The 13,206-nt window shown below is 51.9% G+C and carries 11 protein-coding genes; 1 reads left to right on the top strand and 10 read right to left on the bottom strand.

The window, feature by feature from the left end:
• Positions 1–115: 115 nt before the first annotated feature.
• From citZ to ACFSDB_RS13215, 9 genes are all read right to left on the bottom strand, one after another.
• Entirely contained in the window at positions 116–1,231 is a 1,116-nt protein-coding gene (gene citZ, locus ACFSDB_RS13255) for a citrate synthase (RefSeq protein WP_204890276.1), read from the bottom strand.
• 184 nt (positions 1,232–1,415) lie between these two features.
• A complete protein-coding gene (locus ACFSDB_RS13250) occupies positions 1,416–1,799 on the bottom strand; it encodes an FxsA family protein (RefSeq protein ID WP_204890275.1) in 384 nt (127 codons plus the stop codon).
• A 26-nt stretch (positions 1,800–1,825) separates the two neighbouring features.
• The gene (pyk, locus tag ACFSDB_RS13245; RefSeq protein WP_204890274.1) at positions 1,826–3,586 is read right to left on the bottom strand and encodes a pyruvate kinase; all 1,761 of its coding nucleotides are present in this window, start codon (positions 3,584–3,586) and stop codon (positions 1,826–1,828) included.
• Between the two features lie 21 nt (positions 3,587–3,607).
• Complete coding sequence (gene pfkA, locus ACFSDB_RS13240) at positions 3,608–4,567, bottom strand: 6-phosphofructokinase (protein ID WP_204890273.1); 960 nt, start codon at positions 4,565–4,567, stop codon at positions 3,608–3,610.
• Positions 4,568–4,702: 135 nt separating this feature from the next.
• On the bottom strand, positions 4,703–5,686 hold the full coding sequence (accA, locus tag ACFSDB_RS13235; protein ID WP_204890272.1) for an acetyl-CoA carboxylase carboxyl transferase subunit alpha: 984 nt from the start codon (positions 5,684–5,686) through the stop codon (positions 4,703–4,705).
• Positions 5,679–6,551 (bottom strand): acetyl-CoA carboxylase, carboxyltransferase subunit beta, encoded by an 873-nt coding sequence (gene accD, locus ACFSDB_RS13230; RefSeq protein ID WP_204890271.1) that lies wholly within the window; start codon positions 6,549–6,551, stop codon positions 5,679–5,681. Before accD ends, accA begins: the two co-directional genes overlap by 8 nt.
• Complete coding sequence (locus ACFSDB_RS13225; RefSeq protein ID WP_204890270.1) at positions 6,535–7,185, bottom strand: FadR/GntR family transcriptional regulator; 651 nt, start codon at positions 7,183–7,185, stop codon at positions 6,535–6,537. The genes accD and ACFSDB_RS13225 overlap by 17 nt, the downstream gene beginning before the upstream one ends.
• Before the next feature lie 114 nt (positions 7,186–7,299).
• Complete coding sequence (dnaE, locus tag ACFSDB_RS13220; protein ID WP_377340524.1) at positions 7,300–10,359, bottom strand: DNA polymerase III subunit alpha; 3,060 nt, start codon at positions 10,357–10,359, stop codon at positions 7,300–7,302.
• A gap of 22 nt (positions 10,360–10,381) precedes the next feature.
• Positions 10,382–11,320, bottom strand: coding sequence for a DHH family phosphoesterase (locus ACFSDB_RS13215; RefSeq protein ID WP_204890268.1), 939 nt, complete (start codon positions 11,318–11,320; stop codon positions 10,382–10,384).
• Positions 11,321–11,414: 94 nt separating this feature from the next.
• Between ACFSDB_RS13215 and ACFSDB_RS13210 the strand changes: the two genes are divergently transcribed.
• Positions 11,415–11,714 carry a YtpI family protein gene (locus tag ACFSDB_RS13210; RefSeq protein WP_204890267.1) on the top strand — a complete coding sequence of 100 codons (300 nt, stop codon included), beginning with the start codon at positions 11,415–11,417 and terminating at the stop codon, positions 11,712–11,714.
• Positions 11,715–11,755: 41 nt separating this feature from the next.
• Here ACFSDB_RS13210 and ACFSDB_RS13205 read toward each other — a convergent pair whose 3' ends face one another.
• The gene (locus ACFSDB_RS13205) at positions 11,756–13,063 is read right to left on the bottom strand and encodes a DRTGG domain-containing protein (RefSeq protein ID WP_204890266.1); all 1,308 of its coding nucleotides are present in this window, start codon (positions 13,061–13,063) and stop codon (positions 11,756–11,758) included.
• Positions 13,064–13,206 lie beyond the last annotated feature (143 nt).

Raw genomic sequence — 13,206 nt, 5'->3', positions numbered from 1 at the left:
ACTCCGGCGGCCAGCCCCTCGGGTCATAAGCCATCCCAGCTGCGCGGCATAAACCGCCACTTCGCTGGTCCGTCTTATGCCTTTCGGGGCTAGACGGCCGCCTTCGCTTTTCTTATTATCGCTCGTTGATTGGCACGTATTTCTGCATGCCAGGTCCGATGTATTCAGCGCGTGGGCGGATCAAGCGGTTGTCGGCATATTGCTCAAGAATATGTGCAAGCCAGCCTGAAGCACGTGATACGGCGAAGATCGGCGTGAACAAGTCATGCTCGATGTTCAATGAATGATAGACAGAAGCTGAGTAGAAATCCACGTTCGGCGGAAGGTTCTTCTGGCCGGAAACGATTTCGTCGATTTTGATCGACATTTCGTACCATTTTTCTTCGCCGCGGATTTTCGTCAATTTCTGTGACATTTCACGAAGGTGCTTCGCGCGCGGGTCTCCTTTACGGTAGACGCGGTGGCCAAAGCCCATGATTTTTTCTTTGTTCTCAAGCTTTTCGTTGATATAAGAGTCAACGTTGTCCACTGAACCGATTTCAGTCAGCATCTTCATGACCTGCTCGTTCGCTCCACCGTGCAATGGGCCTTTAAGGGCACCAATCGCAGCTGTTACGCCTGAGTACACATCAGAAAGAGTCGCGACTGCAACGCGTGCGGTGAATGTAGATGCGTTCAATTCGTGGTCTGCATGCAGAACCAACGCTTTGTTGAATGCTTCTTCTTCGATGTCAGCTGGATTTTCGCCGGACAGCATGTAAAGGAAGTTTGCCGCAAAGCTCAAGTCGCTTTTCGGTGCAATCGGCTCCTGGCCTTTACGGATGCGTGCGAAAGCTGTTACCAATGTTGCGATTTTCGCTTGGATGCGGATCGCTTTACGGTAGTTCGCTTCCGGGTTCATTTCTTCTGCTTCTTCGTCGAACAAGCCGATCATAGAAACGGCTGTGCGGAGAGCGGCCATCGGATGAACTTTTTTAATGTCGTATGTTTTAAAATGATCCAGCACTGCCTGAGGCACTGACATATTGTCAGCCAATTGCTGTTTGAGTTCCGCCAGTTCATCAGCTTTCGGCAAACGCTGATGCCAAAGTAAATAAACCACTTCTTCAAAACTTGCATTGATTGCCAAATCATCGATATCGTAGCCAACGTATGTAAGAGTGTCATCAATAATTGAACTGATGGCGGACTGGGTTGCTACAACACCTTCTAACCCTTTTGACGTTGTCATAATAATCGCTCCTTCTACTGTAGTTCACCATTCCAAAAAAAAAGCCCAGAATGGTGGGTCATCCCTTTTTTGAAGCTTGGATATAATTCCTTACCTAGCCATTATAATCAATATTGTAGAATTTGTGAATGAAAACGCTTGTTTTTTTATTCATTACCCGAAATAAAGATAAGCACACTCGAGATTATCGGACGATAACCCGAGTGTTTTTCATCTTTTTCTGGATCATTTTATACACCAGCGGCCGGTATAATTTCTGAGTCGGCCGGAACAGCAGCGATAGCCCGAGAGCATCGGAAATAAATCCCGGCGTCAGCAGCAGGACACCGCCTACCAAGACAAATGCTGCATTGATAAGGTGGTCGCCGGGCGGTTGAAAGCGCCCGAAGCTGTCCTGAATGTCCCGCACCGCTTTCATCCCCTGCTTTTTCGCAAGGAATGCCCCGATGAATCCGGTCGCGATGATAAGCGCAAGTGTCGGAAAAATGCCGATGGCGTCGCTCGCCCAGAACAAGAGGGCAAGCTCCAGCGACGGCACAACGATCAGCGCCAAAAACAGCCATTTCATATCAAGCCCTACTTTCTTATATTGCCTTATAAAACACTGGCATGGCCGTCGTAGACGATGCCTGTTTCTGCATCAATCGTTACATCGTAGTCATTCTTGATCAAAGATGTCGCTCCGTTCACGCCGACAATGACGGGAATGCCCAAGCTAAGCCCGACCACTGCAGCGTGGCTCGTCAAACCGCCTTCTTCAGTGATGATCCCTGCGCAATTGCGGATGGCCGGCATCATATCACGGTCGGTTCCGATCGTGACGATGATTTTGCCCGTCGCATCAAATGCCGAAAGCTCTTCCGAGTTCTTCACTACAAGCGTCTTGCCGTAAGCGCTCGATCTGCCGATGCCCTGCCCGTTCGCAATGCTGTCGCCGATCAAATGCACTTTCATCAAGTTCGTTGTTCCTGCTTGTCCGACAGGCACGCCTGCAGTGATGACGACCAAATCGCCATGCTTCACAAAATGGTGGCGCAAGCTTTCTTCCACTGCGTTCTCCAACACTTCATCCGTTGATGTCACGGCCTTGCTGACAATCGGCTGGACGCCCCAAACAAGCGTCAGCTTGCGGGATGGACGGTCTGTCGAAGTCACGGCGATGATTGGCACGCCGGCACGGTATTTGGAAATCATCTTCGCCGTATGCCCGCTTTCCGTCGGAGCGATGATGGCTTTCACTTTCAAGTTCAAAGCAGTATAGGAAACGGCCTGACCGATCGCTTCTGTCATATTCGTCTCTTTTTCCTTGCGGCGGTTGTCGACGATCTGCTTGTAGTTCAACGCATCTTCTGTCGTCATCGCGATGCGGTGCATCGTTTCAACCGATTCCACCGGATAAAGCCCTGCTGCCGTTTCACCGGATAGCATGATGGCATCTGTTCCGTCAAAAATCGCGTTGGCGACGTCGCTTGCTTCCGCGCGCGTCGGACGCGGATTGCGCTGCATCGAATCGAGCATCTGCGTGGCCGTGATGACCGGTTTGCCGGCACTATTGCATTTCTCGATCAATCGTTTCTGAACAAGCGGCACTTCTTCGGCCGGAATCTCGACGCCAAGGTCGCCGCGCGCCACCATCAAACCGTCGGATACGGTGATGATTTCATCGATATTGTCGACGCCTTCCTGGTTTTCAATTTTCGGGATGATCTGGATATGGGAGCCGTCGTTCTTCTCCAGCAGTCCGCGGATTTCCATGACATCCGACGCTCTGCGGACAAATGAGGCTGCAACGAAATCGATGCCTTGTTCGATGCCGAACAGGATGTCTTGTGCATCTTTATCCGTAATGCCTGGCAATTGGACAGAGACACCTGGGACATTGACGCCTTTTTTCGTCTTCAGCGTTCCGGCATTTTCCACGACTGTGTGAATCAGGCCTTGTGCTTTATCGATGCGTTTTACGTGAAGTTCGATCAGTCCGTCATCAAGCAAGATGACAGATCCCTCGTGCACATCGTCGATCAGTTGTTCATAAGTGATGGAGAACATTTCTTCGGTTCCGAGCACTTCTTTCATGGAAATGGCGATTTCTTGCCCAGTCTCCAAGTCGATTGCATCGTTTTCCATTTTATGGGTGCGAATTTCAGGCCCCTTGGTGTCCAGCAGGATGCCGACGATCTTTCCGGTTTTCTTGGCAGCTTCGCGGATGCGTTCAATGCGCAATGCATGTTCTGCGTGGTCTCCGTGCGAAAAGTTCAGGCGGGCGACGTTCATCCCCGCCTGGATCAAAGCTTCCAGTGTTTCCGGCGATTCGCTAGCCGGCCCGATTGTACAAACGATTTTTGTTTTTCTCAATGTGCTCACTCCAATTGACTTTTAAATTGATAGTTCTTTTGATAATTCATATAAGCTCATATCCGCATCGTGTTCAGCAGTGAATGCTTCAGTCATATCGTAATCCACGACTTTATTGTTCACCATGCCGACAGCCTTTCCGCCATCGCCGGCAAGGAGCACTTCTACGGCCCGTGCACCGAACAAGCTGCCGAGCACCCGGTCCCGCGCGGTCGGCGTGCCGCCGCGCTGAATGTGGCCAAGCACGGAAATGCGAGTTTCCGCATCTGATTTTTCTGCCAGCAGGCCCGCCAACTCCTGCGCACTCATGACTCCTTCAGCGACGATGATGATACTGTGCTTCTTACCACGCTTTTTCCCTTTTTCCAGCCTTTCAATCATATCATTGATGTCAAAATCCTGTTCCGGAATCAGAATGGTTTCCGCTCCCCCAGCAAGTCCGGCCCATAAAGCCAAATCGCCCGCATCTCTTCCCATTACTTCAATAATGAATGTGCGTTCGTGGCTGGTCGCGGTGTCCCGGATTTTGTCAATCGCTTCGATCACCGTATTGAGCGCCGTATCGAATCCGATCGTGTAATCCGTTCCCGGGATATCGTTGTCGATTGTCCCAGGGACGCCGACAGCAGGGAAGCCTTTTTTCGTCAATGCCATAGCGCCGCGGTAGGATCCGTCGCCCCCGATGACAACCAGCCCTTCAAGACCGTGTTTTTTCATTTGCGTAATCGCTTTTTCCTGTCCTTCATCCGTGATGAATTCCGGGCACCGGGCTGAATACAGCGCCGTGCCGCCGCGCTGGATAATATCGCCGACATCGCCGGCTTCAAGAACGGAGATGTTTCCGTCAATCAATCCCTGGTAGCCATGGTATACACCGGCCACCTCGATTCCCTCATAAATTCCTTTTCGCACCACTGCACGTACAGCGGCATTCATGCCAGGGGAATCTCCGCCGCTGGTCAATACGCCAATTCGTTTCATGCCATACCTCCTATGAACCATTTACTCTTTTCACCTTACCACGCACGCCCGCCACTGTCAGTCTTGAATACCCTCTAGTTTTATTAAGTTTTTGTGTTGTCCGTCGGAAATGAAAAAAACCGCCGCGGCGGTTTCTTACTCACTAAAAATCCCGATTGATTTGAATTTGTCATAGCGCTGGCTGACGAGTTCCTTGGGGGTGAGCCCCGACAGCTGCTCCAGTGAAATTTTGATCGCTCCGGCGATTTTCCGTGCCTGCTGCTTGTAATCGTTATGCGCGCCTCCGCGCACTTCCGGAATCATGTGCTCGATGATGCCCATTTCAAGCAAATCCGGCGCTGTGATTTTCATCGCTTCCGCTGCCGTCTTCGCCAATGCGGAATCTTTCCAGAGAATCGATGCGGCACCTTCCGGCGATATGACAGAAAACGTGGAGTTTTCGAGCATCAGAATCTGGTTCCCGACGCCAAGCGCGAGCGCGCCTCCGCTTCCGCCTTCCCCGATGACGATCGACAGGACTGGAACTTCCAGGCCGGCCATCTCGACCAGGTTGCGGGCGATGGCCTCGCTTTGTCCGCGTTCTTCAGCAGCTTTTCCGGGATATGCGCCCTTTGTATCAATCAGGCAGATGATCGGCCGATTGAATTTCTCCGCTTGTTTCATCAGGCGGAGTGCTTTCCGGTAACCTTCCGGATGCGGCATGCCGAAATTCCGGCGGATGTTTTCTTTTGTGCCTTTGCCTCTTTGATGGCCGATCACTGTAACGGGCGTGCCTTCAAACATCGCAATCCCGCCGACGATCGCCTCGTCATCCCCGTAAAGCCGGTCGCCGTGAAGTTCGATGAAATACTCGAACACCAACGGGATGTAATCGAGCGTGGTCGGACGCTCCGGGTGGCGGGCAACCTGCACCCGGTCCCATGGCTTCATGTTTTCATAGATTTCATTTTCCAGCTTGGCCAGCCGTTCTTCGAGGCTTTGTATTTCGGCGCTCAGGTCCACTTCGGCCGTTGCGGTGTATTCCTTCAGCTCGTCGATCTTTTTGCGCAATTGAATGAGCGGTTCTTCAAAACCCATGGATTTTGGAGCCGTTTTTGATGGCGCCTTGTGCTTAGACATGCTGCCCAGCTCCTTTCGTGTGCAGCCGTACGATGGCTGATAGTATTTCTTTCATATCCGACCGGTGCACCACGGCATCCAATTGGCCGTGCTCCAACAGGAACTCGGCAGTCTGGAAATCTTCCGGCAGTTTTTCACGGACCGTCTGCTCGATCACCCGCCGTCCTGCGAACCCGATCAATGCTTTCGGCTCGGCGATATTGATGTCGCCGACAGATGCGAAGCTGGCAGAAACGCCGCCTGTTGTCGGGTGGGTCAGGATGGATACGAACAAGAGCCCTTCATTGCTGTGGCGCTTTAACGCGACACTTGTTTTGGCCATCTGCATCAAGGACAGAACGCCTTCTTGCATGCGGGCGCCGCCGCTCGCTGTGAAGATCAGGACCGGCAGTCCTTTGTCAGTCGCCGCTTCGATTGCCCGTGTGATTTTTTCGCCGACTACAGAGCCCATCGACCCCATCCGGAAATGTGAATCCATGATAGCGACGACAACTTCGTGGCCGCTGATTTTTCCGGTTCCTGTCAAGACCGCTTCATTCAAACCGGTCTTTTCGCTGTCCGATGCCACTTTTTCAGAATACCCTGGAAACCCGAGCGGATTTTCCGATTTCAGATGATCATCCATGGACTGGAAAGTCCCTTCATCCAAAAGCGATTCCACACGCTCGAACGCAGTCATTTTGAAATGATGGTCGCATTTCGGGCAGACTTTGAGCAGCTTGGTTAACTCCTTGGTCAAGGTTATATGTTTGCAAGAAGGGCATTTAGTCATCAGCCCTTCAGGGACATCTTTGGATTTTTTGCTTGGTATGGTTGTTTCCTTATTGTCTCTATTGCGTTTGAATATTTCACGAATCATCGCCATTTTGCATTCTCCTCTTCTGTATCCAACCGCTCCAGGTTTTGAAAGATTGGATGGCCTGTTCTGTCTCTTGCCGTTCCAATGCCTCCAGAACCGGCAGCAGCAATTCTTTTTCAGGTTCTAGCACCGCTTCGGAATAAGGATTGCCGCTGTATTGATGAAGCAGGAACCAGATTTTAAGCGAAAGGCGGTTGCCTGACAGCACCATCAATTCCCGGACAAAATCATCCCGCTGAAACCCCTCATCTTCGAACTTCTTCCTGAAACTGTCCCAGAGCTTCAGCCCTTTGAGTGAACTGTTTGAACAGATCGCCTGGATTGCGCCTGTTTCGTGCAGGAGCCTGGTTTCCCAGACATCTTTCTGGGATTGGTTGTCCTGCAATATGAATGTGGATAATACCTCCACTAATTGGTGGTTCCGATGGTCCGATAGAAATGTGCCCTCGCCTCTGCGCGTTTCAATCAGTCCGAGCAATTCAAGGCTGCGCAAAGCTTCCCGCAGTGTCGACCGGCCGACTTGAAGCTTTTCAGCGAGTTCCCTTTCAGATGGAATGCGGTCTCCCGGCCGGATTTTCTCCTGCCTGATCATGTCGCGCACTTCTTTGACAATGTCTAAATATCGCTTTGACTGTTTCATGATCGCCCCTAATTTCCATTAATTTGAAAGTGGTCTGGCCACTCATATTGTCTAGAATACAAAACTTTTCGCCCCACGTAAAGAAAAAACTGCCTTTCTTTGATAGAAAGGCAGTCAAGTGGAAATGGTCTTGCATATGATGGCGGTTTTATGGTTGCGGTTTTCGATGGTGCCCTGAATTTCCAGGACGGCATGCGGTTCGAGAGCCGCGTTGTATTTGGCGTATTCGGCCGGGAAGAGCGTCAGCGACGCCGAACCGGTATCGTCCTGAAGGTTTACGAAGGCCATCGCGTCCCCTTTTTTCGTACGGATCCGCTTGATTTCCTCCACCACCCCGAGCACCGTTACCTGATCCCGGTCTTTCCTGTTTTTCAAGCCGTTCAAATCGGCAAATGATTTTCCACGTGTTTCTTTCTCACGGGCAATCGGATGCGTCGACAAATAAAACCCGAGCACGTCTTTCTCATAGTCCAGCTTCAAGTTTTCAGGAATTGGAGATGCTTTTGCGTATTTCGGCTTCATGAAACTTGATCCAAGGTCATCAAATAGCCCCGGTTCTTCATTCGGCTTTACGAGCTCCGCGTGCTTCACCGCACTGTCGAGCGATGCAAGCAGCACCCCGCGGTCCAAACCGAAATCGTCAAGCGCACCTGCCTTGACCAACGGTTCAAACGCTTTCCGCGTGAAATGGATGGCTGAAATGCGTTCCGCGATATCAAACATGCTGCTGAACGCGCCTCCTTCTTTTCGTGCCTGCATCAATGCCCGCACGGCAGTTCCCGGGACGCCCTTTACGGCATTCAGGCCGACACGGAGCTTGCCGTCTTCTACGGAGAACGAATGGAAGCTTTTCTGGACAGAAGGCGGCAGCAGCGCAATGCCGTGCTCTTTTGCCTCCTGCAGCAATTGCTGCGTCTTTTCTGCATTTCCGGCACTATTGGCCAGCATGGCTGCATAGAAAGGAACGGCATAATGCGTTTTCATAAAGCTGAGCTGGTAGGAAATCATGCTGTAGGCGACTGCATGGCTTTTCGGGAAGCCGTAATCCGCAAAACGGACAATCAGGTTATAGACTTCAGTCGCCGCTTCCTCGGTGAATCCTTTCGAAGCCGCTCCTTTAGTGAAGTGGATGCGCTCTTCATCGAGGATCTCACGCTTTTTCTTGCTGACTGCCCGGCGCAGCAAATCCGCTTCTCCGAGCGAAAAGCCGGCCATGCGCGATGCAATCTGCATGATCTGTTCCTGGTAGACGATGACGCCATAGGTTTCGCTGAGAATCGGTTCCAGCACCGGATGGACATAGTCGACCCGCTCCTGTTTGTGTTTGCGCCGCGCGTATAATGGAATAAACTCCATCGGGCCCGGCCGGAACAAGGCGTTGACCGCGACAATGTCGCCGAACGCCGTCGGCTTGATCTGCTGGAGCGCCCGGCGCATGCCGTCCGATTCCAACTGGAAAATGCCCGTTGTATCCCCTTTTGCCAATAGCGCATACGTGGCATCGTCTTCAAGCGGTATCTTCCGGTAATCGATCCACTTTCCGGTATCCCGGTGGACAAGCCGGCGAATCTGCTCGAGAATCGTCAGATTGCGCAGTCCGAGAAAGTCCATCTTCAACAACCCGATCGCTTCAAGCTCGCCCATCGGCCATTGGGTAATGAAGATCCCTTCGCTTCCTTTTTCAATTGGCACATGGTCGACGAGGGACGTTGGGCTCAAGATGACGCCGGCGGCATGGGTTGATGCATGGCGCGGCAAGCCTTCCAGTTTCAATGCAGTTTTGAACCACGTCTTCCGCGTGTCCTCAGCAATGATCCACTCATTGAGCGCCGGCGAGTCTTTCAGCGCTGATCTGAGCGTGGTGCCAGGCCGGTTGGGGATCATTTTCGAGATGGCATCCAATTCCTCAGCTTCGAATCCGAAGACACGGGCGGTATCGCGTGCGACCGCTTTTGCCGAAAGCGTTCCAAATGTAATGATCTGGGCCGTCTTCGCTTCCCCGTATTTGCGGGCGACATACTCCACGACCTCATGGCGCCGATGATCTGCAAAATCGATATCGATATCCGGAAGCGTGACCCGCTCCGGATTTAGGAAACGCTCGAACAGCAAGCCGTGTTCCAGCGGATCGACGTCCGTAATCCGGAGCGAAAATGCCACCAATGAACTGGCTGATGAACCGCGTCCCGGACCCGTCAGGATTTCTTGTTCCCGGGCGAATTTCATGAAATCAGCGACAATCAAGAAATAATCGATAAAGCCCATCTGCCCGATGATGGACAGTTCGTACATCAAACGTTCGGTGTAGGCCTTGGAATAATTCGGCAGCCTTTCTGCGAGTCCTTTTTCGCATAACTCGACGATGTACCGATGGCGGTCGGTGCCTTCCGGAAGCGTAAAGACCGGCAGGAGCTGCTGATTGAGGGCAATCGTCACCTGGCAATCCAGCATCAGACGCTCCGCTTCAGCCCGCCACTCCGGGCGGTCTTCAAACCACACCGCAAATTCCGCAGCAGCCGGCACATAAGCCTTCGTGTGATCCGGCTTTTGCCGTTCCGGATCGTTCAGCTTCAGTCCTTGCCCGATGGCAGAAGCCACTTCATAAGCGAATGCGTCGCTTTCGTGCACGTACCGGCTTTCCTGACTCGCGATGATCTTTAGCCCTGTCGCTTTGCACGCAGCAGTAAAGGCATCTTCCTGCTCATGGCGCTCGCCTCCCGGCCGCTCTACACTGCCGTAACAGGCATCGGGGAAAAGGCTTTGGACAAAGCTGAACAACCCTTTGTGTTCATCGATCTCAGCGTCGAACCGGTTTAAAATCGCACAGGCCAAGCCTTGGCGATACGCTTTCAGCCATTGTTCCGGAATCGCTTCTTTTTCCCTTGTGGAAAGGGCACTGGTGATTTTCAGCAGATTTTTATATCCGGCATTCGACCGGGCATACAAAACAGCCGGATAAGATCGCCCTTGGAATTCCAGGGACACCGAAAGGCCGAGCACCCCATGGATGCCGGCCCGTTTGCACGCTTCCCAAAAAGGAAGGACGCCGTATAATTTTGAATTGACGATAGCTGCTGCCACCGTCCCTTGCTCGAGCAGGTAAGGGAAAAGCTCGTCAAGGCGCACGGTGCTTTTCAGCAGATCAGCCGATGTGCTTATATGCGGATAGACCATTGACAAGACATTTCCTCCTTTTTTACGATGAACAAATTTCTTTCAACCGTTCAATCACTTTATCCGCCTCTTCCCAAGAATAAGCGGTAGCGCCAGAGGCCATCGGATGGCCCCCGCCGCCGAACTCCTTGGCCAGGCCATTGATGACCGGCCCTTTTGAGCGGAGGCGGACGCGGATTTCCGTTTCTTCTTCGATGAATATGACCCATGCCTTCAATCCTTTGACATTGCCAAGCGATCCGACCAGCAGCGACGTTTCCGTTGCCGTCACGCCGAACTCTTTCAGGATGTCCATCGAAATTTTCACATGGGCTGCGCCACTTTCATCCATGACGAAATTCTGGTAAATGAATCCTTGAAGATGCAAAAGGCTGCGGTCCATCTCGTAAAGGCCGTTGTGCAGCGCATTGCGGTCAAAATCGTATTTGATCAGTTCTCCGGCAGCGTCGAATGTTCTTTCCGTGGTGCTCGGAAACAAGAAACGTCCGGTATCTGCGATAATGCCGGCATACAGCTGGCGTGCCGCTTTTGCAGGAAGCTCCCAGCTTTCTTCGCTTTTCCCGTATGCAAACAATTCGTAGATCAACTCAGAAGTGGAACTTGCAGCAGTATCGACCAGGGAAACTTCCCCGTACGCATCATCATTCGGGTGATGATCGATTTTCATCAATTTCGCACCCTTCATATAGCGCTGGTCATCGATCCGTTCCGTATTCGCCGTATCGGTCACAATGACGAGCGCCCCTTCGAAATCACTGTCTTCGACAGTATCCGGAAAGCCCAGAAAATCCAGCGTGAAATCATGTTCGCCGGCAGCAAGGACGCGCTTTTCCGGGTAGTTCTGTTCGATGAGGTATTTCAGGCCGAGCTGTGAACCGTAGGCATCCGGATCGGGCCGTACATGGCGGTGGATGATGATCGTATCGAATTGTTTAATTGTGTCGATGATTTGACTGTTCAATGTTCAAGTTCCCCCAGTTCAAAGGAAATCCATTCGCAATTTCACCCGATTCTCAGTACAATAGAAAGGAATTATGCAAAACAGGAGGTCCCTCATGTTAGTTTTCGTATTATTGATCATTGTATCATTTGTTTTTTATTTTTATTATAAAACAAAGCAATTCCGTGCGACGCTGCCGATCCGGAAAAAATGGTACGGCGCCACCGCTTCATTCTCACTCGGCGCATTCATCCTGTTTTTCGGGATCAATCAATTGTTCGTCTTCCAGACTGCCGTCACTTATATCATCGCCGGCATCTTTATCGTCCTTGGCCTGGCCATGATGATCACCAACTACAAAGCGGCGAAGCATTACCACCAGTTTGTCGCTGAAGAAACTCGGATCAACCAGTAAATCTCTCCGTATGGAGGGATTTTTTTATTTCCCTGCCGGCTTTATCGGTCCAAAAGCTGGAAGGTCAAAAGCGCCTTTCCGACGATTTCGTTGTCGAGAGAAACTTCCACGTCCACTTTCGCCGATTTCCGGCTGATGTCGAGGATCACCGGTTTGATGTGGACCAGCGAATCCAGCTGGACAGGGTTCAGGAAGTAGACCGTAATATTTTCGAGGGCGCTGTCTTTCCGGTTCTTGGTCTTTAGGGCGGCCATAGCCGCTTCAATCAAAATGGTCGAATAAGCCCCGTACGACATCGATCCATAAGCATTCGTCATCTGAGGCGTCACCCGGAACTCTAGCGACAGCTTGTCAGCTGACGGCATGCGGAGTTGGCTTTTGATGATGTCGTCGATTGTTTCCCCTTGCTGCGGCTGGCGCTGCGCCGTCTGGATCGCTTTCAGGACGTCCTGGCGGCTAATCACGCCGCGCAGCCGGTTGCCGTCATCAGTGACCGGGAGCAAATCAATGCCTTCCCAGATCATCCGGTGTCCGGCAGCGGCAACACTTGTCTGTTTAGTCACCGTGATGGGATCTTTCGTCATCGCTTTTTCCACCAAATCGCCCGGTGCATGGCCGATGACATCCCGCGATGTGATGATGCCGGTCAATTTCCCGTTTTCATCAACAACTGGAAACCCGCCATGGGTGGTTTCCGCATTTTTCTCGTGGTAGCGGCTGATCGGATCTTTTTCGTGCAAAAGATGTGTCTCTTCAAGCGGGATCAGGATGTCTTCAATCAGCAGGATCTCTTTCTTGATCAGCTGGTCGTAGATTGCCCGGTTGATCATGGTCGCCACTGTGAACGTGTCGTAGCTGGTGGAAATGACCGGCAGCTCGTTTTCATCCGCCAGCCGCTTGACGATGTCCGACGCTTCAAAGCCGCCCGTGATCAATACCGCAGCCCCCGCTTTCAGCGCATATTCATGCGCTTTGCTGCGGTTGCCGACGATGAGCAGATTGCCTGCTTCCGTATAGCGCATCATGTCATCAAGCTGCATCGCGCCGATGACGAATTTCGTCAGTGATTTATGCAGGCCCGCACGTCCGCCAAGAACTTGCCCGTCAACAATATTGACGATTTCGGCATACGTCAGCCGTTCGATGTTTTCTTTGGTCTTCCGTTCGATGCGGATCGTGCCGACCCGTTCGATGGTTGACACCAGGCGCTGCGTTTCCGCTTCCTTGATGGCGCGGTAGGCAGTGCCTTCACTGACCTGCAGTTCTTTGGCAATGCGCCTGACCGAAATTTTCTCGCCCACCGGCAATGTCTCGATATAATCCAGAATCTGTTCGTGTTTTGTTGCCATTCCCTCACCTTTTCCTTCTGCTTGCTCTTCCCTTCAGTGTATCATATTCCCTAGAAAAACGGACCAGCAATCAGGCTTCAGCAATAGCATCCCAGGGGATTCGCCCATAAAAAAATCCAGAGAGCAGGGCTCACTGGATTCCA

This window comes from Planococcus chinensis (genome assembly GCF_042681545.1).
GTDB lineage: Bacteria > Bacillota > Bacilli > Bacillales_A > Planococcaceae > Planococcus > Planococcus chinensis.
Note: the sequence above shows the minus strand (reverse complement) of the source record. Positions and strands in the feature narration are given on the sequence as shown.